Origin of the sequence: Enterobacter cloacae complex sp. 309I3 (assembly GCF_050031595.1) — a bacterium.
Classification (GTDB): domain Bacteria; phylum Pseudomonadota; class Gammaproteobacteria; order Enterobacterales; family Enterobacteriaceae; genus Enterobacter; species Enterobacter cloacae.
Window position 1 is genome coordinate 2,151,275 of the sequence record NZ_JBLGWI010000001.1, and the last position, 23,010, is coordinate 2,174,284.

Sequence of the window (23,010 nt, forward strand, 5' to 3'; positions counted from 1 at the left end):
CCGGGCTTTGTTATTTAACGATCGGCAGATCGGAATAGCGCGTGGTGTAGCAGGGCGACAGCATATCCCGCTTCATCGCCCAGGATTTCACCGCCCCCTGGCCCGCAAACCACACAGACCCCCGGCCTGAACGGTTAAGGCGGTCGATAACCTGCATCAGGGCTGTACTGTCTGGCCGCGGTGGGTGTTCATCGAACAGGCTAAGCTGCGCCACGCCCTGACTGAAAAAGTCACTGAGCATGACGCCCGCTTTCATATAGCGATGTCCCTCTTTCCAGATTCGGTTTAATGACTCGATAGCTACCCTGATAATATCCCGCGTATCGTTGGTGGGGATCGTCAGCTTGCCGGAGGCCTGGTTACCATAAAAAACCTCGTCCTCTGCATGCGGGCTGGTGCGAATAAAGACGCTGATATAGCAGCAAAACTGTTTCTCTTCGCGCAGCTTCTCGGCGGCGCGTTCGGCATAGGCGCAGATCGCCTGGTGCATATCGTCATACCGGGTGATACGGCTGCCGAAGGAGCGGCTGCAGATGATTTGTTGCTTTGTTGGCGAAAACTCTTCCAGCGCCAGACACGGTTCACCGCGTAACTCGCGGGCGGTTCTTTCCAGCACGACATTAAAGTGTTTACGGATCACCCAGCTTGAACATTCCGCCAGATGCAGGGCAGTCTCAATCCCCATCAGATTCAGTTTTTTGCTGATCCTGCGCCCGACGCCCCACACTTCGCTGACCGGTACCAGTGACAGCAGTTTACGCTGACGATCGATATTCGATAAATCCACCACACCGTTGGTTTTCTTCCAGGTTTTGGCGGCATGGTTAGCCAGCTTGGCTAAGGTTTTGGTGGGCGCGATACCGACCCCGACCAGCAGGCCGGTCTCTTTGTACAGGCGCTGGCGGATAGCCTGACCGAACGCCTCCAGAGACATACACTGGCTGACGCCCGTCAGATCCAGAAAGGCTTCATCAATCGAGTAGATCTCCACTCTCGGGGCCATCTCTTCGAGAATGGTCATCACCCGGCGGCTCATATCCGCATACAGCGCATAATTGGAGCTAAAGACGTGTACCTTCTGGCGTCTCAGCTCATCCTTCAGCTTGAAGTAGGGACCGGCCATGCCGATCCCCAATGCTTTTGCTTCTGCTGAACGTGAAATAATACAGCCGTCGTTGTTTGAAACGACCACCACGGGTTTCCCCTTAAGGTCGGGCCGAAACGCCGTCTCGCAGGAGGTGTAAAAACTGTTTACGTCAACGAGCGCGAACATGGCGGTTAGCTTTCAGGGTAAACGTCACAACGCCGAAGATCTCCAGCTCGTCTTCTGCGGCAAAAACGACCGGTGCGTAGTCAGGATTATGGGGGATGAGCTGAAGACGCGGATGCGTTTGCAGCTCCTTCACGGTAAATTCGCCCGCGACCGCCGCAATCACAATATCGCCATGAACGGCGTTTAACGAACGGTCAACCACCAGCAGGTCACCATGGCTGATGCCTGCGCCGATCATCGAATCACCGCTCACCCTGACAAAATAGGTCGCGCTGGGGTGTTTGATCACCAGCTTGTTCAGATCAAGGCTATCCTCGACATAATCCTGAGCAGGGCTGGGGAAGCCACAGGGCACCCGCTCCATAAACAACGGAAGCAATAACGTGGCATCAGGCCCCAAAGGAGAGATCAACTGCATAATGGTTAACTCATATTACTGTGTTTATATACAGTATTCATGATTAACCAGAACGATCAAGAGACGGGAGGGGAATTTTCCGGAACTCGTTGAAAGTCGAAAATTTTTAGTTCAACAAGGCGCGCTGGCGAGTATGCATTCTGGAATGTTTAATTTTTCTTAATTATTTCAGGCAGTAGCTGTTCTATAACCCCCACAACGCTTCTGACCCTGTGTGGAATAAAGCGAGCGTCCGGATAAACCGCATAGAGAAAGCGGTCGGGTAACCGCCACGCGGGGAGTACCTGCACCAGCGTGCCGGTTTGCAACGCCCGTGCCGCGAGCGGTAGTTGCATACCGCCAATACCCATGCCTGCCTCCAGCGCCTGTAACAGGGCGTCGCTGGTATTGGCGCGGAAAACGGTATTCACTGCAATATCAATCGTTTCGTCATCAGAAACCAGACGCAAAGGGGCGTCCGGCGGGATGCCGCTGAATCGCACGTGGGGAAGCGCCGCCAGCGCGTACACGGACTCGACCGGCGGGTATGACGGGGCGGCAAAGAGCGGCGTTTCAATGCGTGCCAGTACGCGTGCGGCATGGGTTTGCGGAGGCTCCGCGCTCAGCCGAAGCGCCACATCCACCCCTTCGGTGACCAGATCGGCGATGCGGTCATCAAGCGAAACCTGCAGATGTAATTCAGGATTCATGCGCTGTAGCGTCAGCAGGCGCGGCAACACGATCTGGCCCAGGCCGCTCGGCAACTGCACATGTACGGCCCCCTGATATTGATGCTCAACCGGGTTCAGGCGTCGCTCTGCTTCCTGCATGGCCTCCAGCACAAGCTGCATATCCCGCCGGTAACACTCACCCTGCGCGGTGAGCTTCATCCTGCGCGTTGTACGATGCAGCAACACCACACCGAGCTCTTCCTCAAGGGCGGCGATCTGCTGGCTGACGGCGGACTGCTTGATCCCGGCCAGGCGGGCGGCAGCGGAAAAGGAGCCGGCTTCGGCGACGCGCAGAAAGGTGGAAATGGCGTTGAGCTTATTATTCATTTCGTGATTCTGCTTATAAATGCCATCGGATTTGGGGGATATATCAGAAAAAAATAATAGATCACACTGTGTCTGTCACCCCTTTCGGAGAAACACCATGAATAAGACGCAGCAACACAGGGTCGCGCTGGTCGCTGGCGCCAGCGGGATTGTTGGCAACCAGCTGGTCAAAACGCTTTTGCGCCATCAGTGGGAGGTCATTGGCCTGAGCCGCCAGGCGGTATCTCACCCTGAAGGCATTGCGATGGTTAATGTTGATTTACTGGATGCGCAGGACAGCGCGCGGACACTGTCATCGCTCAGCGGGATCACTCATGTGTTTTACAGCGCCTGGGTCAATGCCGCGAACTGGACAGAGATGGTTGAACCGAACGTCACCATGCTGCGCCATCTGGTCAGTAACCTCGAAAACACGGCGCCCCTTGAGACGGTCAGCCTGATGCAGGGCTACAAAGTCTACGGCGCGCATCTTGGCCCGTTCAAAACCCCGGCACGTGAAAGCGATCCCGGTGTACCGGGCGCGGAGTTTAATGCGGCCCAGCTCAGGTGGCTTAGCGATTTTCAACGGGGAAAAGCGTGGCACTGGAACGCCATCCGGCCGGGCGTGGTGGGCAGCACGGTGCCGGGTAACGCCATGAATCTTGCCCTGAGCATCGCGCTGTACGCATCGCTGTGTAAGGCGCTGAATTTACCGCTGCGTTTTCCCGGCGCCGAACAGACCTGGCACAGCATTGTTGATCATACAGACGGCGAATTGCTGGCAGAGGCGACCGTGTGGGCCGCCACGTCGCCGGTAGCAGAGAACCAGGCATTCAATGTGAATAACGGTGACATCTGGCGCTGGAGCGAGCTGTGGCCACGCATTGCACACTGGTTTGGACTGGAGTTTGCACCCCCGGTCCGGCTCTCATTTCAGCAGTTGTTTACGGACTACCGCACGGTATGGCATGAACTCGCCGCAGCTCGCGGGCTGGTGGAAAGCGATATTTTGCAGCTGAACGACGGACAGTTTGCCGACTTCGTGTTTAGCTGGGATTACGATATGTTTGGCGATGGCAGCAAGCTGCGTCGGGCCGGATTCACCGCCATGCGGGCCACCGACGAGATGTTTTTCAGCCTGTTCGCACAGCTCAGGGCGGCACGCATTATTCCCTGACAGGGGGGATGTTGTTCTCAGGAACGAACCCGTTATACTCGCTCATGACTGTGATCAACGGGATTGGTGAATATGCGGGAAGCAATCAGCGTTTTATTAATGGCTCTGCCGGTTATTGGGTTATATCTGGTGATAAGGAATGGAGTGAGGTCATTTCGCCAGCCAAAACGCATCGTTTCAGATGCCCAGGGCAAGAAGAAAATATCCACTAACCCGTGGTTTTTTGATTGTTTTTCCCGCAAGGTTTATTTTTATGATGAGCGATATTTTTATGAAATTCAGAAGGATAGAACCACTCAGGTTGAACTGGCCAGGATAGTAAATATTAAGCCGGGATCGACGATGGTCAATAATCGTCGGATCTGGTCAGTAAGCTATGTTGAAAACGGAAGGGAAAAACAGGTGCAGTTTTACCCGAACGTAACGATGTTTAATCATAATTTCTCTGCTTTTTTGATAGCGGTAAAAAACGCCAATCCACACGCCGATATTAAAGATCTTTCCGTTTTCAATTTCTGAATGCCACCATGCGGCATTCAGAGACGATCCAGCCAGTCACTAACCATTAACGCATCGACGCTCTGAACGCGGTACCCGCCAGCCCGTGACAAATCGCGCCGATGCACCTCCAGCGCATTGATCAGACCTTCGGCCTCCTGGCAACGAAGGAGGACACCAGATCCTGCTGGGCAATATGCTGAAGACCATTACCGCAAATGGCACAAAGACACAGCAACTGGCGGAAGAGGATATTGCTGAGGTCCTGAGAACCCGTTTTGCGCTGACGGCCGCGTAACGGATCGGGGGACAATTTCGCTTTCAGCACAGACCGGGTTTTATACGCTGTGCCGGTTGCGTAAACCGTCCCCCCACTGTAATAACAGACTGAACGACGCGGGCAGTACCGTGAGTGTGACCAGCGTCGCGACCAGCAACCCCCCGATAATGGCATACGCCATAGGTCCCCAGAATACCTGGTGCGAGATGGGGATCATGCCCAGAATGGCGGCACAGGCGGTCAGACAGATAGGTCTGGCCCGGTGCTCTGCGGCTGCGATAATGGCGGCATCGTTCGTCATCCCCTGAGCCAGATTGCTGTCAGCTTCGCCGATCAGGATCACCGCGTTACGAATGATCATGCCCGCCAGCGCGATCACGCCCAGCAGGGCGACGAACCCCATCGGTGTTCCACCCGGCAGCATCGCCAGAACGATGCCCGGTAAGCCAAACGGGGCCATGAACAGGGCCAGAAACATCCGGGAATAGCGTCGTAGCTGAAGCATCAGCAATAACAACATAATGACCAGCGTCACCGGAAGAACGGTAAAGACAGAGCGGTTTCCTTTATCAGACTCCGCAACCGCGCCGCCTTCCTCAATACTGTAGCCCGCAGGCAAACGGGCACGCAGTTTATCCACTGCCGGGCGCAGCGCGGCGGAGACGACCTCGGCTCTGAGTCCCGGCGCAAGGTCAGTTTGCACGGTGATAAACGGCAGGCGCTGACGACGCCAGACAACCGGATCGTCCACACCCCAGACCGGCGTTGCGACAGCACTGAGCGGAATTTTTTTGCCATCGTTCCCCTCAACGGTCAGTGACGACAGTGTGGCCAGATTAAGACGTTCACTGTCTCTGGCGCGGAGCACCACATCCACCAGCCGGTCATTATCCCGTATTGAGGTCACGACGCTGCCGGACCAGACCGTATTCAGCGTCCGGGCCAGACTTTCTGACGACACGCCCGCAGCCCGGGCCGCCGTCTGATTCACCTCAAGAGTAATCACTCTCTCCGGTTCACCAGCGGTCTGGTTGACTTCACGTGAGAGCGGTGATCGGCCAATCACCTCCGTCAGGTGATTCGCCAGCGCCCGAACCTTCACATAGTCCGGCCCGCTAACCCGGTATTTGATTGGCCAGCCGACCGGGGGGCCGAGCTCCAGGGGCGATACGCGTGTGATGATGTCGCTAAATTGCGTCGCCAGTATCTTGTTCAGCTGTGCGTGCAGACGGTCGCGGGCGGCGAGGTTTTTCGCGACCACCACCAACTGGGCACTGTTTTCATTCTCCAGCAGCACATCCATTGGCAGATAAAAACGGATAGCGCCCGATCCTACGTATGTTGAGTAATGATCGATATTGCTATTGTCTGCCAGCGCCTTCTCCAGCTTTTCAGCCTCTCTTTGCGTTTCCGGCTGTGAGGCGTTGGCCGGAAGCGTCAGGCTCACCAGCAGCTCTGGTCTGTCGGAAGCGGGAAAAAACTCACCCTGCATAAATGTCGTCCCGTATATGGACAAAACCAGTGCGGCAAGGGCGCAAAGCACGGTGGTGAGTCGGTGGCGCAATACCTTACGCAGCAGCCAGTGATACCCGCGTGCGAGCCGCCCCGGGCCGGAGGCATGATGCCTGACGTTCTCCGGCAGCAGCCATGTTCCGGTCAGCGGTGAAAACAGGATCGCGACCACCCATGAACACAGCAGGGCAATCAGCACGACCGCAAACAGAGAAAAGCAGTATTCACCCGCGCTGGATGCCGCAAAGCCGACCGGAATAAATCCGGCGATCATCACCAGTGTGCCGGTGAGCATCGGGAATGCCGTCGTGGTGAACGCCCGGGTTGCCGCTTGCCGACGGGAATCGCCAGCCTCCAGACGAGAAACCATGGTTTCCACGGTGATCATGGCGTCATCCACCAGCAGACCCAGCGCAATAATCAGTGCCCCGAGCGAGATGCGCTGCAGGCCAATCCCGGCCAGCATCATTCCGGCGAAGGTCATGGCCAGAACCAGCGGGATTGCCGCAGCCACAACCAGCCCCGCCCGTAGCCCCAGAGAGACAAATGAAACGGCCAGGACGATAACCACCGCTTCAATAAGAACCCTGATAAAACCACTCACCGCGTCGCTGACTACCGCGGATTGATCGGCGACCTTCACCATCTCGATACCGTGCGGCAGCCCGGCGTTGAGGGCGGCCACTCTTTGATTCAACGCGGCGCCAAAGCGCAGCATATTGCCTGTCGGCGCCATTGAAATCGCCAGCCCGATAGCCGGTTTTCCGTTAACCCGGAACGCCGGTGAGGGCGGTTCGGCGCTTTTCCGGGTGAGGGTGGCAATGTCAGTCAGGGGGATATAACGATTGTTAATATGCAGCGTGACCGCGCGTAAACTCTCCTCTGAGGTGAGCGCACCGCTGACGTGGAGTGCGATGTTCTCCTGCCCCGTGCGTATGATGCCCGCCGGGACGACTGCATTCTGCGCCCTGAGCGCCTCCGCCACCTGCTGAATATCCAGACCCATCCCCGCCAGACGGGCCGGGGAAAAGGCCAGAACCATCTGTTCCTGCTGTTCACCCAGCAGGGTGGTTTTGCCGATATCCGGCAGGGACATCAGCTCCCGACGCAGTGTCTCCACCCGATCCCGAACCTCCCGCAGGGTATAGCCTTCGGGGATGAAGCCATAAATTGTGCCGAACGTGTCGTCAAATTCGTCGTTGACATCAGGGCCCTGAACGCCTTCTGGCAGAGACGGGGCGATATCCTGCATTTTCTTCCGCACCTGGTACCAGATATCCGGCACCGTTTGCGGCGGCGTATCATCGCGCAGGTTGACATGAATAACGGAGCGTCCTGCCCGGGTTTCGCTTTCGATATAATCAAGCCAGGGGATCTCCTGTAACTTTTTCTCAAGCGTATCCGTCAGCAGGCGAGTCGTGTCCGCTACCGATGCCCCCGGCCATTGCGCGGAGACCACGGCCGTTTTGATGGTAAACGCCGGATCTTCGTTGCGCGGCAGGCGCTCGTAACAGAACACGCCCATCGCCATCACCAGCAGCATAAAGAAACTGACCATCTGCTGATTTTTAAGCGCCCAGGCGGAGAGGTTAAATGTCTCTTTTGTGCTTCTCATGTTCATGGCTGCTCCTCCCCGGCAATCACCTGTTCTCCTGAGCGTAATTTGCTCACGCCAGCCGTAATCACCCTGTCACCGGGCGCAAGACCGGAGGCGATGATGACGGAGGAGGCCGTGTAACGTGCAGGCACAACCACGCGCAGTTGCGCCTGAGATTGCCGGTTGATTACAAACACAGCGGGCTTGTCTGCGTAACGACTCAGTGCCGACGCAGGAAGGACGTAACCGCACGCGGCACTGGAGGGCAGGGTTACGGTGACGCTGGCACCCAGTGCCATGGCGGCGGGCGGGTTGTTCAGGGTGGCTCTGACCCGCCAGGTACGGGTCAGGGGATCGGCCTGAGGCGTGATATCGCGTAACACCGCTGAAGCATAGACCGTCGGGTCGCTGAGCAAGGCGACGCGGAAATCAGCCTTATCTGGTGAGGGGATCTCATCAGGCGCGGCAACATCAAACACCACATCGCGGGCTTCACCGGTCGCCAGCGTCAGCACCGACTGGCCTGCGCTGACAATCTGGCCCGCAGAGGCGCTAACCGCGGTAATGATGCCTTCCTTCGGCGAGAGAAGGCGGGTCCAGCCCAGACTTTCCCGGGCGTTGCGCAGTGCCGCCTCGCTACTTTTCAGACGCGCGCTGGCGACAAGCCAGTCTGCACGGGCTGTGTCGAGTTGTGTGCGGGCTATAGCGCCGGTGGGCATCAGCGTTTGCATTCTGTTGACGTTGAGCGCGGCAATCTGCGCTGAGGCTTTGGCACCCTCATAGTCAGCGGTGGCCGCGTCGAGCTGATTTTGTCCGGTGGTATTGTCGAGGGTCGCCAGCAGTTGCCCGGCGGTAACCCGATCGCCAATATCGACGACGCGCGTGAGGATCCTGCCCCCGGTACGGAAACTCAGCGTCGTCTCATCATGGGCATGGATCTCACCGGTTCTTTCCAGTGCTGGCAGCGTTTTCGCTGAACCCACCACACTGTAGCGTACCGCCCGCACGGGGGGCGGCGTGTTTTCGTGTTTATCGCCGCAACCGGTTAGCGGGAAGATAGCCAGGGCAAGTATCACCAGGGGAATAAAGTGTAGCCAGGAAAGGGTGCGCGCCACGCTGTATACATGATGCAGGCTGTGGCGGAGGGAGAGAATGAATTCGTCTGACATAACGCCGCTCCAGAAAAGGGATGGCGTTATTTAATCGGCTGTTCATCGAGAAAGATTCGATGTTGTGTCAAGGGTTTATCAAGAGCGGGAATTTTCCTCGTCACAAGCGCGCCAGGGCAGTTGGATGCGCACCAGAAGCCCTCCGGTTTCTGGTAATGACGCGCTAATACTTCCCCCATGCGCCTGACAAATCGCCTGCGCAATTGATAAACCGAGGCCGCTGCCACCGGAGTGCCGGGCGCGTGATTGTTCCTCGCGGCTAAATCGCTTAAACATGTCCGGTAAAAAGTGCTTTGATACACCCGGACCGTCATCGGCGAATTCGAGGGTGTACTGCCCCCGGGCATAATGCAGGGTCACCTCCAGATGGCCTCCCTCGCGTCCGTAGCGGAGTGAATTCTCCATGAGGATCGTAAATACCTGTCCCATACGGAACGCATCGCCTCTGAAGGGGCATGCGCGCGGGTTACGCAACGTTATCGTAAAATTTTGCGCATCGGCCTGCGGGGTTATCCAGTCTGCCCGCTCCTGAATCAGCTCATCCAGACGGAATGGCCTGTCTTCAAGCACAAGATTTCCCGCATCAGCCAAAGAGAGAAGGTGCAATTCATCGGTCAGCCGGTTGAGGTGCTGGAGCTGTTTCATCACCATCCCCAACTGCTCCGGGGTGGCGTCAAACACGCCGTCCATCATACCCTGCAGACGTCCAATGGCTGCCGTCAGGGGAGAGCGCAGCTCATGTGCCATGGCAACGTGCGAGGCGCGAAGCTCCTTTTCATAGCGAGCCAGTTGTCCGGTCATGGTATTAAAGTCAGCCGCAAAACTGATCATTTCTGCGGGCGCATCTCTCACCAGCTCTGCCTGTCGGCCAAACTGTCCATCGGCCACATCTTTGGCCGCATCACGAAGACAGCTGAACTGCAGCGCCAGAGGACGAGCGTGCTTAAGTCCCATCACCACAATGAAGGGGATCATCACCAGCACCAGCAGAGCCACGGTGACCCAGTCAGCCGAGGCGATAGATGGGGTGGAATAACTGAGCCCCCACCAGCTGTCTACAATATCGTGAAAGCGGGCCGGGTTTGACTGCGGATTCTGGCTGAGCGTGAGAAACTCCTGCCGGACCGCTGCGGGCATTTTGCCCATTATCCAGTAGTTCTGCACGGCGTAACGCAGCCACATACAGGCTGCTATAACAATCACGCTGCCAATCGCCAGCGCCAGGATGCGCGCGCAAATCCAGCGCCAGAGGGAGGAATGACGGGTCTTTATCATGGCTGTCTGAACCTGTAACCCACGCCGCGAACGTTAACCAGCACGCCGGAAAGACCCGCGGCTTCGAGTTTTTTACGCAGGTTATAAATATGGGTATCCACCACCCGCTCCAGGGCCTCGCTTTCCGGCAAACAGTGCTCCAGTAAATATTGACGGGAAAAAGGACGCGAAGGTGAACGCATCAGCGTGGTCAGTAGCGAAAATTCCGTTGGGGTCAGATCCAGAACCCGCGGCGTATTGTCATCATTGATGATGCTCGCCACAATGGCCGTGACATCCACCTCCAGCGTCTGCCAGCGAAGGATCTCTTCTTCGCGCGTGTTTTTATTGCTCCGGCGCAGCACCGCCTGCACCCGTGCCACGACTTCACCCGGATGATAGGGTTTAACGACATAGTCATCAGCCCCGTATCTCAACGCGCCGATGCGATCGGGCGTATCGCCCATAGCCGTCACCATGATAACGGGCACATCGCTTTTGCGACGCAGGCTGGCCAGCACCTCAGTTCCGTTGAGTCCGGGAAGCATGACATCCAGCAAGACAAGATCGGGTTTCCAGCGTTGCGCCATCTCCAGCCCGGCCAGCCCGTCCCCCGTGACGGTCACATCGTAATTTTCACGGCGTAAATAAGCTTCAAGTACGCCAGCCGCATCGGCATCATCTTCAATAATCAGCACTCTTCTGGACAACATCTGTTCACCTTGACCGTTTCTTAACACTATCCCGACTATTCATTGATTTAGCCAAATCATACTGCGCACAACGTAGAAGTGGAGACCAGTATGATAGCGAGAAAAAAAGCCCTGTATATGACCGTTCCGTTTCTGATGACGGCAGCATCCGGCGTACACGCCGATGAGGCACAAACGTCTTCCGACTATTTGACCATTGGGGCAGGAGGACGCTATGCGCCTCGTTATTCAGGCTCTGACAAGCAGGTATGGCAAGGGGTTCCTGTTTTACAGGGGCGCAAAGGTGCATTCTTTATTGATGCGCAGAAAGGCATTGGATATGACCTGCAAAATGACAGCGGCGTGTACCTTGAACATACGCTGGGTTACGACCTGGGGAGGGCGGACGAAAACGACAGCTGGCGCGAGGGAGCAAATAATCTGAAAGGGATGGGAGAGATCGATACCAGCCTGAATACCGGGCTGGCGGTCGGCTGGCAAATCACTTCCTGGCTGAGTGTGGAAGGCAAAGCGACCCTGCCTGTAACGGACAGTCAGGGGGTAAACTACCAGGCCTCTGTTACGCTGCTTCCTCTACAAACCAGTCAGGACACGATTGCTTTTCAGTCTGCATCCCTGTTTGGCGACAGCCGTTACCTCAATACCTGGTATGGCGTCAGTCAGCAGCAGAGTCAGCGCTCCGGTTATAGCCGTTATTCAGCGCCCGGTGGATTCTACGGTATAGACAGCAGCCTGACATGGAGTCATCAGTTCGATACCCATTGGGGCACGGTACTGAGTGCCGACTACACCTGGCTTGGGGAGCATGCAAATAACAGCCCGATCGTATCGCGACGTAACGAAGGCGCTGTCACCGCCGCCATCACCTGGACATTCTAGTGTGGAGGTGAGAGATGCGATCTTCCTCGGCGTAGCCGGGGTAATCATTACGGCCATCTATGTCATTACCTGGTACGTCTATGTATACGGGTGAACAGAGCTGGCCGGAGCGAGAAAATTCCTGGAAGATTATTTCTTCTTGTTCATCATCGCTTTCAAATCAGCAAACGGATTAAAAGTGGCCACACCCACATCTTTTTGCGCGTCTTCTCCCGCGACAACGGTGGTGCCGTACTGATCCGCTTCGGTGTACTTCGAGTGTTCATGATCGTGGCAAAACAGGCACAACAGCTCCCAGTTACTGCCATCTTCCGGGTTATTGGTATGGTCGTGATCGATATGGTGAACCGTCAGTTCCCGAAGGTTGGAATAGACAAATTCCCGTGAGCAGCGCCCACAGACCCATGGATAAATTTTTAATGCTTTTTCACGGTAGCCGCTTTCCAGCCGCGCGTAGTTTTTAGGGATCAGAGCCATTGCCGGTTTTACCTGCCAGGAAAAGAGTGAGCGAAATTATATCCGATTATGGAACGCAATAGCGATCTGCTCAGGTCAGTCAATTTATTTGACGCTTTCCGTTAAATAAACGGCATTTATTGTTGCCCGGTAATGCGTAGAGTAGAAGAAACGCAACACATTCTCAGGATTACCCCTTATGAAAAAGATCGGATTTTTATCATTTGGTCACTGGACGCCGTCGCCACAGTCCGGTACCCGAACCGCAGCGGACACGCTGCTGCAGTCCATCGACCTGGCCGTGGCCGCTGAAGAGCTGGGTGCCGATGGCGCTTATTTCCGTGTGCACCACTTTGCCCGCCAGCTCAGCTCGCCGTTCCCCTTGCTTGCGGCGATAGGCGCAAAAACCAAAAACATCGAAATCGGTACCGGCGTGATCGACATGCGGTATGAAAACCCAATGTACATGGCGGAGGATGCCGGGGCGGCGGATCTGATCTCTGGCGGGCGTTTACAGCTGGGAATTAGCCGCGGCTCGCCGGAGCAGGTGATTGATGGCTGGCGTCACTTTGGCTATGTCCCGCAGGAAGGGGAAAACGAATCGGATATGGCGCGTCGTCATACCGAGGTGCTGCTTGAGGTGCTGCGCGGAGAAGGGTTTGCGAAACCAAACCCGCAACCGATGTTCCCGAACCCGCCGGGCCTGCTGCGCCTGGAGCCTCATTCCGAAGGTTTACGCGACCGCATCTGGTGGGGCGCCGGTTCAAATGCAACGGCGGTCTGGGCCGCAAAACTGGGCATGAACCTGCAAAGCTCAACGCTGAAAGACGATGAAACCGGCGAGCCGTTCCATATTCAGCAGGCAAAACAGATCCGCGCGTATCGTCAGGCCTGGGCTGAGGCGGGCCATACCCGTCAGCCGCGTGTGTCGGTGAGCCGCAGTATCTTTGCCCTGATGGACGATCGTGACCGGATGTATTTCGGGGCCAGCCGCAACGACAGCGATAGCGTGGGCTATCTGGATGAAAAAACGCGGGCGATTTTCGGGCGGAGCTATGCGGCAGAGCCCGACAAGCTGGTTGAACAATTGAAGCAGGACGACGCGATAGCCGAAGCGGATACCCTGTTACTGACCGTACCGAATCAGCTTGGCGTGGACTACAACGCGCATGTGATTGAGTCGATCCTCAAACATGTGGCGCCAGCAATGGGCTGGCGCGAGTAGGTAAACTGACGGGTTGCTCAGCCTCTGTGGCTCATATCGCTCAGCAGTATGGCGATACTTTGCCCGCCCGCCGTCTGCTCAAGCGCAATCTTGACGATGATGGTCAGCGGAACGGAGAGCAGCATGCCAACGGGGCCGAGCAGCCAACCCCAGAATATCAGGGACAAAAACACCACCAGGGTCGAAAGCCCAAGCCCGCGTCCCATCATGCGCGGTTCAAGAATGTTTCCGAAGACCAGGTTAATCACCAGATAACCGGCCAGCAGAATCAGGGCATCATACAAACCGCTGAAAACCAGCACCTGCAGAATAGGCGGGATGGCCGCCAGCACGGAACCGATGTTGGGAATATAATTAAGCGCAAAGGCGAGCAGTCCCCAGACGAACGCAAACCGCACATCCAGCGCAACCAGCATGCCCCAGACAACACACCCGGTGACGAGACTGATCGCCGTTTTCAGCACCAGATAGCGGGAAACACTGTCCAGTGCACGCTGAATCGCGCCCATGCCTTCCACCGGCCGAACCATTATATGCTGCAATTTGGCAGGCAGTTGCGGCACCTCCAGCAGCATAAACACCACGGTTAAAAACAGCAGGAAAATAGAGGTCATGGCGTTGGAGAGCTGCGCCAGCAGGCTGGTGACGAGGGTCATGGCCGCGTTGGGATCGATATACTTCAGCAGTTCCTCCACGGAGACTTCAATGCCCGCGCGCTGCAGCCAGGGTTCAATCTGCAACAGGGGGATCACCAGCGACGAGCGGTATTTCGGCAGCGTGCGCGCCAGTTCATTCAGGGACGTGCCCAGATAAGCGACCAGCAGCACCATCGCGATAATAATGATGCTGATGAGCAGGGTGATCGCCAGCACGCGCGGTATGCGTATCCGTACCATGCGCTGAACCAGCGGGTTAAGGATCACTGCAATAAACAGCGCCAGAATAAAAGGCACGATAATATCGGCGGCAAAACGAACGCCCGTCAGGATGATCACCAGCATACCGAGCATGATCACAATCTTAAGGCCGTTCAGGGTAATGATGGGTTTAGCCATGGCAATTCCTGCGTATTTTTTTATTTATAATAAAGGCGAAAGGCGTTTAATAAACTAACCGAAGTCAAACGGCCTCGGTAAAGAATTGAAAAGACTTTGAGTAAAATCCTGGCTTATGGTACAAATTTAGCGTGTTTAACTACCGAGGACAATTTTGATCCGCAAAGACGAGAAGCAACACCGCGGATAATTGTAATTTTATGGACAATTTGTTCAGGACGTATTCTTCAAACCATACTGCTGTATTCTCCACCTCTTTCTTCCTTCTGTCCGGTGAGCAACACTGGCGCAACGCGCTATAGTCACGTCTTCTGCCTGAGCTGGCGCCATGCGCTTAGCTATCTGATTTAATTTCCTTTTTTGGGTTTGCTGTTCGCAGCGAGCCGCGATGGATTATATTCTCAAGCAGGAGAAAAACATGTTTTACTGGATTTTATTAGCCCTGGCTATTCTCGCTGAAATTACCGGCACGCTGTCTATGAAATGGGCAAGCGTCAGCGATGGCAACACCGGTTTTATTTTAATGCTGGTGATGATTTCGCTTTCCTATATTTTCCTCTCGTTTGCGGTGAAGAAAATCGCGCTGGGGGTGGCTTATGCCCTCTGGGAAGGTATCGGTATTTTGTTGATTACGCTGTTCAGCGTTTTGTTATTTGACGAAACCCTATCAACAATGAAGATCGCCGGATTGACGACGCTGGTAGTCGGGATTGTGCTGATTAAATCGGGTACACGTAAACCGACAAAACCGCAGAAGGAGCAGACCCATGCAGCAGTTTGAATGGATCCACGCGGCCTGGCTGGGGTTCGCCATTGTTCTGGAAATTCTGGCGAACGTGTTTCTGAAATTCTCTGATGGTTTTCGCCGTAAAGTTTACGGTCTGATGTCGATTGCCGCTGTGCTGGGGGCGTTTAGCGCCCTGTCTCAGGCGGTCAAAGGTATCGATCTGTCTGTGGCCTATGCCCTGTGGGGCGGGTTTGGTATTGCCGCGACCCTGGCAGCAGGGTGGGTGCTCTTCGGCCAACGGTTAAATAATAAAGGCTGGATCGGCCTGGTATTGCTGCTGGCCGGTATGATTATGATAAAACTCGCCTGATGACGTCAGGCGAGGCGGCGCTGGCCTGTTATTGTGCCAGCGCTTCCAGCTTGTCGCGAAAACCGGTCACCGAGAGAGCACGGTTATCCGCGCGCCATCGGTCTTTGGCCGCCGGGGCTGAACTCTGCACACCAATCAACTGCCAGCCGTTATCCGTTTTCAGCATCAGCGGTGAGCCGCTGTCGCCCGGTAACGTATCGCACTGGTGAGAGAGCACGCTGTTTTGCGCCCAGCCGGTCACAATGCAGTCGGTGTGGGTGTACAGCGTATCCAGATGATCGACCGGATAACCGGATTGCGTCACCTTGCGATCGACGGCTTTCAGCGCGGCGGTCAGCGCGGCTTTATCGCCATCAAACAGGGGCAGAGGAGTGATACCAGAAGGCGGGTAGCGCAAAATGATGAGACCGAAATCCCAGGAGGCCGCAGCGGGCGGGACTATCCAGCCGTCGCCGTCCGGTTTCAGGCGCTTACCCAGCGAAGGGTCAACCCGGCCTTCAATCCCGTGAATTTCATAGCGCCACATCCCTTTCTGAGACACAAATCGCAGTACCACGGCTTTGTCGGGTTTGCCGTCCGGCGGCGTCAACAGGCAATGGCCTGCGGTCAGGGCAAGCTGAGGGGTAATCAGCGTGGCGGTGCATAAGTTACCGCTGGCGGTTTCCAGTTGCCCGATGGCATCCCACGGGGCCTGGGTAGGATCGGCGACACGCGTACGATCATCATGGCCGAAAAACAGCGTTTTAAGCTCTTTCGCGCTAATGGTGTCATCATCGTCATCATCCGCATGCGCGAATCCAGAAAAAAGAGCAAACGTTCCCAGTAATAACACAACAGATTTACGCATATCACACTCTGGTGGGGGTAATTATGATTATTAAAAGTGAACCCTATGAAAATACTATAGACGGGACAGCGCTAAAGTGGGAGTAAAATCAGCGTGCTACGATCAGGAAAGATAAAACTGGCTTGCGATGAGCGCGCATAAAATAAGCAGGATAAGGATCAACTCAAACCGATAGCGTCGCAGCATACGCCCTCCGGATAAAAAAACGGCGCTGTATTGAAAGGTTCAGCGCCGGTTTACCAACGTGCCCCGAAGGGCACGGTTTAGCTTGTACTCTTACGCAGCTGGCTGAGCAGCTGGTTTAGCAGCTTCGTGTTTTACTGCTTTTTTGTGATGCTTTTTAGCGGCCTGAGCTTTCTGCTCTACAGCGGGTTTAGTCGCTTTTTTGTGGTGCTTTTTGGCGGCCTGTGCTTTCTGCTCAACAGCAGGTTTAGCGGCGTCTTGTTTTACGACTTTTTTGTGGTGCTTTTTAGCCGCCTGCGCTTTTTGCTCAGAAGCAGGTTTAGCGGCTTTGTGATGTTTCTTGTGGTGTACCGTTTTTGCCGGTGCAGCGGTGGTTGCAGCAGGTGCAGCGGCAGCAGGAGCAGTTGCAGTAGTCTCAGCAGCGAACGCAGCAGAAGACAGACCCATAGCAGCGGCAACAACCAGAGCTAATACTTTATTCATGTTCATACCCTCGAATTTGGTTTTTCATTTAACCCCACTGCGGGGCCGTTGAAATAACTATATCCCTGTAAATTCGGGGTTTCCGTGAGTGATTGGTATCGGCGTGTAACCGTTTGTACAACGCCGGGGCTTTCCCCGGCGTGGGTCATTACAGGTAACGCGAGGTCAGGTGTTCACGGAAGTAGCGGATATTCAGATCTTCTCCCGTCGCCTGGGTGATCAGCTGTGATGTGGTAAACCGGCTGCCGTGTTGCCAGACGTTCTGGCGCAGCCAGTCAAACAGGGCCGACAGATCCCCGTCAGCGATAGAGGCCTGCAGACCTGGCAGTGCCGTTTTCGCGGCATGGAACAGCTGCGCGGCGTACATCGCCCCCAGCGTATAAGACGGGAAGTAACCGAATCCGCCGTCGGTCCAGTGGATATCCTGCATACAGCCGTTGCGGTAGTTGTCTTTGGTGGATAACCCGAGCCACGCCTGCATTTTCTCATCCCACAGGGCCGGGATGTCCTCCACCTCGATATCGCCATTGATCAGCGCCCGCTCAATCTCATAGCGCAGCACCACGTGTGCCGGGTAGCTCACCTCGTCGGCATCGACGCGGATATAGCCCGGCTTCACGCGCTGGTTCCAGGCGATAAAGTTCTCTTCGCTAAACGCCGCCTGGCTGCCAAAACGGGCATGAACGGCAGGGAGGAGATGTTTCAGGAACGCCTCGCTGCGGCCAAGCTGCATCTCAAAGAACAGACTCTGGGATTCGTGGATTGCCGTTGAACGCGCCAGGGCAACGGGCTGACCGGCCCACGCGCGCGGCAGGTTCTGTTCGTAGCGCGCGTGTCCGGTTTCGTGGATCACGCCAAACAGAGCGCTGAGGAGTTCATCTTCGTCATACCGCGTGGTAATGCGCACATCTTCCGGCACGCCGCCGCAGAACGGGTGCGCGCTCACGTCCAGACGACCGCCGTTGAAATCGAAGCCGAGCATCTTCATGGCTTCCAGCCCCAGCTCACGCTGCGTTGCCGTCGGGAAGGGGCCCTGAGGCGGAACGAAGGTCTGCCTGGCCTGCTTGTCGACCACGTTTGCCAGCAGATCCGGCAGCCACGACTTCATGTCGGCAAAGAGCACGTCCAGACGCGCGCTGGTCATGTCTGGCTCAAAAATATCCAGCAGCGCATCGTAAGGTGAGCAACCTTTTGCGTCCGCGCGCAGACGCGCCTCTTCACGGCTGAGTTTTACCACCTCTTTCAGATTGGCGGAAAAGCCTTGCCAGTCATTGGCCGGACGCTGGGTACGCCAGGCGTGCTCACATTTGCTGCCCGCCAGCGATTTGGCTTCCACCAGCGATTCCGGCAGCAGCGAGGCCTGCTGATATTGACGCGTCATTTCACGCAGGTTGGCCTGTTCGACGTCATTCAAATCTTCACCTGCCGCTGCAGCCAGCCATTCACCCACTTTTTTGTCGGTCAGGATCTGATGTTGCAGGACGCTCATCTCGGCCAGCGCTTCACCGCGCGCGGCGCTGCCGCCGGGCGGCATCATGGTGAACATGTCCCAACTGGCGATGGAGGAGAGGTGCGAGAAGCGGGAGAGACGCTGGAAGGTTTTCACAAGTGACTGATAGGCGGATGTTTTTTGCAATTCTTATTTCCTCTTGCCAGGGATGTGTTTCAGGGAGCATACAATGAAACAGACCAAATTCCCCAGCATTTCCCACACGGAGGAAATCTAAGCCGATCTCCTCCGTTGAAACCGTCTCCGGAATGCCGGGAGACGGTTTTCGGTGGTTACTTAGGTCTTATCACGCATAACCTGTTGCAAGATCGCCAGCGCCTGGGTGAACTGGGCATCCGGAATGGTCAGCGGATAAAGGAAGCGGATCACGTTGCCGTACTGGCCGCAGATCAATAACAGCAGGCCCTGGGCGAGAGCTTTTTGCTGGATCGCCTGCGCGATGGCGGCCGAAGGTGCACGGCTCTCGGGATCAAAAAACTCCGCCGCAATCATCGATCCTCTTCCCCTTATCGCCACGAGCGCAGGGAAGGTGCCCTGAATCTCTTCCAGGATGGCTTTCAGTCGATCGCCCAGATGCCGGGCGCGGGCGCACAGTGACTCGTTGTCGATAATATTCAGCACCGCGTGCGCGGCGGCCACCGCCAGTGGGTTGCCTGCATAGGTCCCCCCCAGACCGCCGGGCGCCGGCGCGTCCATGATTTCGGCGCGGCCCACCACGCCGGACAGCGGCATTCCGCCTGCCAGGCTTTTCGCCATCGTCATCAGGTCGGGCTTGTCGGCGTAGTGTTCCATGGCAAACAGTTTCCCCGTACGGGCGAAGCCGCTCTGTACTTCGTCGGCAATCATCACGATCCCGTGTTCATCACAGATACGGCGGATGGCGGCCACCAGCTCTGGCGGGGCGACGTTGAAGCCGCCTTCACCCTGAATGGGTTCAAAAATAATCGCCGCTACCTGTTTCGCCTCAATGTCTGCTTTGAACAGACGTTCTATCGCCGTGATGGCATCCTGCGTCGTGATGCCGTGCAGCTCCGAGGGATAGGGCACGTGATAAACCGACCCCGGGAAGGGGCCAAATCCCAGCTTATAAGGCGCGACCTTGCCAGTTAATGCCATGGTCATATAGGTTCGACCGTGAAAGCCTCCTCCGAAGGCAATCACGCCCGGTCTGCCGGTGTGGGCCCGGGCGATTTTAATGGCATTTTCCACCGCTTCCGCGCCCGTTGTGAAGAATGCCGTTTTGGCCGGGCTCTGCACCGGGGCCAGCTCATTAAGTTTTTCGGCTAATGAAACGTAGCTTTCATACGGCACAATCTGGTAGGCCGTGTGGGTGAACTGGTGAAGCTGTTTTTCCACTGCGGCCACCAGTTCAGGATGACGATGGCCGGTATTCAGTACCGCGATCCCGGCGGCGAAATCAATATAGTCGTTGCCTTCCACGTCGGTAAGCGTGGCATTCTCCGCCGTGCGGGCAAAGAAATCACACATTACGCCTACGCCGCGCGGGGTGGCAGAAAGTCTACGCTGATGAAATTCCTGGTTACTCATGTCAGATACCCTTTTGTCGAAACGCTCATACGCCAAGACGATCGCGCAGGCTGTAATACGCCGCGCCCATCGCCGTGAATGGAATCCGCAGGCTGCGACCGCCCGGGAAGGGGTAGTGCGGAAGGTTGGCAAACGCATCAAAGCGCTCAGCGTCACCGCGCAACAGTTCCGAAATCAGCCGTCCGGCCAGGTGGGTGCAGGTCACGCCGTGGCCGCTGTAGCCCTGCATGTAATAGATGTTTTTATCCAGACGACCAAACTGCGGCATGCGCGACAGGGTCAGCAGGAAGTTGCCCGTCCAGCGGTAGTCGATTTTGACACCGGCCAGCTGTGGGAAGGTTTTCAGTAGCTTTGGCATCACCAGACGCTCGACATCGTCCGGATCGCGCGCGCCATAGACGACGCCACCGCCGTACAGCAGGCGGTTGTCGGCGGTAAGACGGTAGTAATCCAGCAGGTAGTTACAATCTTCCACGCAGTAGTTATTGGGGATCAGCGTGCGGACGAGCGCTTCCGGCAGCGGGGCGGTGGTCACAACCTGAGTGCCGCAAGGCATGCTGCGTTTTGCCAGTTCCGGTTCTATCTTATCGCCCAGATAGGCATTCCCGGCGACGATCACATAGCGGGCCGTCACCTGGCCATGCTGCGTGCTTACCACCGCCGGGCTGGTGTGCTGAATGGCGGTCACCGGGGACTGTTCATACACCCGCCCGCCGTTCAGGCGAATGGCGTCTGCTTCGCCGATCGCCAGGTTCAGTGGATGAATATGCCCCCCGCTGCGGTCCAGCAGCGCGCCGGTATAGCGTTCGCTGTCGACTTCCCGGCGGATGGCACTGGCGTCCAGCAACTCCAGCTGCGTATTGCCGTAGCGTTCCCAGTTGGCTTTTTGCTCCTCCAGCGTCTCGAGCTGCTTATGGTTTAGCGCCACAAACAGCCCGCCGGGACGATAGTCGCACTGGATTTGATAGCGCTGGATACGCTCCCGGATGATCTCCCCGCCTTCAAACATCATGCTCCCAAGGACTCTGGCGGCATCGGGTCCGTAGTTTTTCTCAATCACGTCGATATCGCGGCTGTAAGAGTTAACCAGCTGGCCGCCGTTGCGTCCGCTGGCGCCGAAGCCGATGCGCGCCCCTTCAAGGAGCACCACGTCGTAGCCCATTTCGGCGAGATGCAGCGCGGAGGAGAGGCCGGTATAGCCGCCGCCCACCACGCACACGTCACAGCTGATCGACTCGTTAAGCGTCGGGAAAGGTTCGTAAGCGTTCGCGCTGGCCGCGTAGTAGCTGGTGGTATGTTCGGTCATGATTGAGACTCCAGGGCAATCCAGATGGTTTTCAGTTCAGTAAATTTTTCCAGCGCATGCAGGGACTTATCGCGACCGTTGCCGCTCTGCTTATAGCCGCCAAAGGGTACGGTCATATCGCCGTCGTTATAGTTATTGACGAAGACCGAGCCTGCTTTCAGGCGGCGGCTCATGCGGTGCGCGCGGGAAAGATCGCGGGTCCATACCGCCGCGCCAAGCCCATATTCACTGTCGTTGGCCAGCGTTAAGGCTTCCTCTTCGGTTTTAAAACGGGTGACGACCAGCACCGGCCCGAAAATCTCTTCCCGGCACAGCGGGGAGGCAGGATCGATGTCGACAAAAATGGTGGGACCGACTGCACAAGGCCATGCTTGTTCCCGCCCGTCAAGCAGCAGCGTACCTTTTCGGGTTCCCTCGCGAATAAACGTGTGGACGGTATCGGCATGTGCAGCGTCGATGAGCATGCCCATCGTGCTGTCAGGGTTGAGCGGATCGCCCGGCTGCCAGTGACGGGCCTGCGCTTTCAGCTTTGCCAGAAAGTCATCGGCGATGCTGTCTTCGAGTAGCAGGCGGGTACCGGCGATACAGACTTGCCCCTGGTTATAAAAAATCCCGGCGGCGGTCGCGCTCACGGCTTTGTCGAGGTCCGGACAGTCGGCAAAGATAATGTTGGCGCTCTTGCCGCCCGCCTCCAGCCAGACGCGCTTCATGTTGCTTTCTCCCGCGTCCTTCAACAGCTGCTTGCCGGTACGGGTAGAGCCGGTAAAGGTCAGCACCTCGACCTCTGGATGCAGTGCCAGTGCCTGGCCCGCTTCGTGGCCGTAACCGCTTATCACATTCAGCACGCCGTCCGGCAGGCCTGCCTCTTTCGCCAGCCCGGCCAGCCGCAGGGCGGTGAGTGGCGATTTCTCCGACGGTTTCAATACCACGCTGTTGCCCGCGATCAGTGCCGGGCCCAGCTTCCAGCAGGCCAGCAGCAGCGGGAAGTTCCAGGGAACGATGGCCGCAACCACCCCGATCGGCTCGCGCACGATCATCGCCAGTTCGCCCGGCCCCGTAGGCGCCACTTCGCCATAGACTTTATCCGCCGCTTCGGCGTACCAGCGAATGGCGCGCGCCGCGCCGGGAATATCATCGCGCAGGCTGTGGCGGATGGGTTTACCGGTGTCCAGTGTTTCCAGTAAGGCCAGCTCTTCGCCGTGGCGTTCCATTAAATCGGCGAGCTTATTGAGCACAGCCTTGCGCTGCGCCGGAGACGCCTGCGACCAGTCACCGCGCTCAAATACCTCACGCGCCGCCTGAACTGCACGGTCCACGTCCGCCTGCTTGCCCCGGGCCACGTTCGCCAGCGTCTGTTGTGTCGCGGGATTGACGGTTTCAAACGTGGCATTATCGGCGGCGTCACAATAGGCACCGTTAATAAATAACCGGGTCTCAATGGCGCTGTTTTTTGCTTTATCCTGCCAGTAAGTCAGGTGCTGAAAATGCATATTCACTCCTTTCTTTCGCAATCA

At 56.6% G+C, this 23,010-nt stretch carries 21 protein-coding genes and 1 pseudogene; 7 read left to right on the top strand and 15 right to left on the bottom strand.

Annotated features, from left to right (window positions below; translation table 11 throughout):
- Positions 1-10 precede the first annotated feature (10 nt).
- The 3 genes from umuC to ACQG22_RS10275 form a co-directional block, all read right to left on the bottom strand.
- The gene (gene umuC, locus ACQG22_RS10265) at positions 11-1,273 is read right to left on the bottom strand and encodes a translesion error-prone DNA polymerase V subunit UmuC (RefSeq protein WP_023620348.1); all 1,263 of its coding nucleotides are present in this window, start codon (positions 1,271-1,273) and stop codon (positions 11-13) included.
- Entirely contained in the window at positions 1,257-1,691 is a 435-nt protein-coding gene (umuD, locus tag ACQG22_RS10270) for a translesion error-prone DNA polymerase V autoproteolytic subunit (protein ID WP_029882790.1), read from the bottom strand. Before umuD ends, umuC begins: the two co-directional genes overlap by 17 nt.
- A gap of 149 nt (positions 1,692-1,840) precedes the next feature.
- A complete protein-coding gene (locus tag ACQG22_RS10275) occupies positions 1,841-2,728 on the bottom strand; it encodes a LysR family transcriptional regulator (protein ID WP_149896433.1) in 888 nt (295 codons plus the stop codon).
- A 97-nt stretch (positions 2,729-2,825) separates the two neighbouring features.
- Between ACQG22_RS10275 and ACQG22_RS10280 the strand changes: the two genes are divergently transcribed.
- Together ACQG22_RS10280 and ACQG22_RS10285 are read left to right on the top strand one after the other, a co-directional pair.
- Complete coding sequence (locus ACQG22_RS10280; protein ID WP_369706624.1) at positions 2,826-3,884, top strand: SDR family oxidoreductase; 1,059 nt, start codon at positions 2,826-2,828, stop codon at positions 3,882-3,884.
- 72 nt (positions 3,885-3,956) lie between these two features.
- A complete protein-coding gene (locus ACQG22_RS10285; protein ID WP_045295893.1) occupies positions 3,957-4,403 on the top strand; it encodes a hypothetical protein in 447 nt (148 codons plus the stop codon).
- Positions 4,404-4,720: 317 nt separating this feature from the next.
- Here ACQG22_RS10285 and ACQG22_RS10290 read toward each other — a convergent pair whose 3' ends face one another.
- The 4 genes from ACQG22_RS10290 to ACQG22_RS10305 all read right to left on the bottom strand — a co-directional run bounded on the left by ACQG22_RS10290 (position 4,721) and on the right by ACQG22_RS10305 (position 10,907).
- Complete coding sequence (locus ACQG22_RS10290; RefSeq protein ID WP_284155853.1) at positions 4,721-7,795, bottom strand: efflux RND transporter permease subunit; 3,075 nt, start codon at positions 7,793-7,795, stop codon at positions 4,721-4,723.
- Complete coding sequence (locus ACQG22_RS10295) at positions 7,792-8,940, bottom strand: efflux RND transporter periplasmic adaptor subunit (RefSeq protein ID WP_284155854.1); 1,149 nt, start codon at positions 8,938-8,940, stop codon at positions 7,792-7,794. The genes ACQG22_RS10290 and ACQG22_RS10295 overlap by 4 nt, the downstream gene beginning before the upstream one ends.
- Before the next feature lie 78 nt (positions 8,941-9,018).
- The gene (locus ACQG22_RS10300) at positions 9,019-10,215 is read right to left on the bottom strand and encodes a sensor histidine kinase (protein WP_369706625.1); all 1,197 of its coding nucleotides are present in this window, start codon (positions 10,213-10,215) and stop codon (positions 9,019-9,021) included.
- Positions 10,212-10,907 (bottom strand): response regulator, encoded by a 696-nt coding sequence (locus ACQG22_RS10305; RefSeq protein ID WP_038419267.1) that lies wholly within the window; start codon positions 10,905-10,907, stop codon positions 10,212-10,214. Before ACQG22_RS10305 ends, ACQG22_RS10300 begins: the two co-directional genes overlap by 4 nt.
- 90 nt (positions 10,908-10,997) lie before the next feature.
- Between ACQG22_RS10305 and ACQG22_RS10310 the strand changes: the two genes are divergently transcribed.
- Positions 10,998-11,786, top strand: a complete 789-nt coding sequence (locus ACQG22_RS10310; protein WP_129251610.1) for a MipA/OmpV family protein — start codon at positions 10,998-11,000, stop codon at positions 11,784-11,786.
- Positions 11,787-11,915: 129 nt separating this feature from the next.
- Here ACQG22_RS10310 and yajD read toward each other — a convergent pair whose 3' ends face one another.
- On the bottom strand, positions 11,916-12,263 hold the full coding sequence (gene yajD / locus ACQG22_RS10315) for an HNH nuclease YajD (RefSeq protein ID WP_006808895.1): 348 nt from the start codon (positions 12,261-12,263) through the stop codon (positions 11,916-11,918).
- A 178-nt stretch (positions 12,264-12,441) separates the two neighbouring features.
- Between yajD and ACQG22_RS10320 the strand changes: the two genes are divergently transcribed.
- Entirely contained in the window at positions 12,442-13,467 is a 1,026-nt protein-coding gene (locus ACQG22_RS10320; RefSeq protein WP_058661262.1) for an LLM class flavin-dependent oxidoreductase, read from the top strand.
- A 17-nt stretch (positions 13,468-13,484) separates the two neighbouring features.
- Here the strand turns inward: ACQG22_RS10320 and ACQG22_RS10325 are convergent, their stop codons facing one another.
- Positions 13,485-14,522, bottom strand: a complete 1,038-nt coding sequence (locus ACQG22_RS10325) for an AI-2E family transporter (protein WP_038419271.1) — start codon at positions 14,520-14,522, stop codon at positions 13,485-13,487.
- Positions 14,523-14,653: 131 nt separating this feature from the next.
- On the opposite strand from ACQG22_RS10325, the pseudogene ACQG22_RS10330 reads away from it, so the two are divergent.
- The 3 genes and pseudogenes from ACQG22_RS10330 (at position 14,654) to mdtI (ending at position 15,619) form a co-directional block, all read left to right on the top strand.
- A pseudogene (locus ACQG22_RS10330) lies at positions 14,654-14,824 on the top strand (hypothetical protein).
- A 116-nt stretch (positions 14,825-14,940) separates the two neighbouring features.
- Positions 14,941-15,303, top strand: a complete 363-nt coding sequence (gene mdtJ / locus ACQG22_RS10335; RefSeq protein WP_029882799.1) for a multidrug/spermidine efflux SMR transporter subunit MdtJ — start codon at positions 14,941-14,943, stop codon at positions 15,301-15,303.
- Positions 15,290-15,619, top strand: coding sequence for a multidrug/spermidine efflux SMR transporter subunit MdtI (gene mdtI / locus ACQG22_RS10340; protein ID WP_013096842.1), 330 nt, complete (start codon positions 15,290-15,292; stop codon positions 15,617-15,619). Before mdtJ ends, mdtI begins: the two co-directional genes overlap by 14 nt.
- A 28-nt stretch (positions 15,620-15,647) precedes the next feature.
- Here the strand turns inward: mdtI and ACQG22_RS10345 are convergent, their stop codons facing one another.
- The 6 genes from ACQG22_RS10345 to puuC form a co-directional block, all read right to left on the bottom strand.
- Positions 15,648-16,466, bottom strand: a complete 819-nt coding sequence (locus ACQG22_RS10345; RefSeq protein ID WP_369706626.1) for a trypsin-like serine peptidase — start codon at positions 16,464-16,466, stop codon at positions 15,648-15,650.
- A 276-nt stretch (positions 16,467-16,742) separates the two neighbouring features.
- Positions 16,743-17,132, bottom strand: a complete 390-nt coding sequence (asr, locus tag ACQG22_RS10350) for an acid resistance repetitive basic protein Asr (RefSeq protein ID WP_369706627.1) — start codon at positions 17,130-17,132, stop codon at positions 16,743-16,745.
- Positions 17,133-17,280: 148 nt separating this feature from the next.
- Positions 17,281-18,768, bottom strand: a complete 1,488-nt coding sequence (locus ACQG22_RS10355) for a carboxypeptidase M32 (protein WP_369706628.1) — start codon at positions 18,766-18,768, stop codon at positions 17,281-17,283.
- A 150-nt stretch (positions 18,769-18,918) separates the two neighbouring features.
- The gene (gene puuE / locus ACQG22_RS10360; RefSeq protein ID WP_369706629.1) at positions 18,919-20,190 is read right to left on the bottom strand and encodes a 4-aminobutyrate transaminase; all 1,272 of its coding nucleotides are present in this window, start codon (positions 20,188-20,190) and stop codon (positions 18,919-18,921) included.
- Positions 20,191-20,215: 25 nt separating this feature from the next.
- The gene (locus ACQG22_RS10365) at positions 20,216-21,496 is read right to left on the bottom strand and encodes an NAD(P)/FAD-dependent oxidoreductase (RefSeq protein WP_058679530.1); all 1,281 of its coding nucleotides are present in this window, start codon (positions 21,494-21,496) and stop codon (positions 20,216-20,218) included.
- Complete coding sequence (gene puuC, locus ACQG22_RS10370) at positions 21,493-22,986, bottom strand: aldehyde dehydrogenase PuuC (protein WP_128310800.1); 1,494 nt, start codon at positions 22,984-22,986, stop codon at positions 21,493-21,495. The genes ACQG22_RS10365 and puuC overlap by 4 nt, the downstream gene beginning before the upstream one ends.
- Positions 22,987-23,010: the final 24 nt, after the last annotated feature.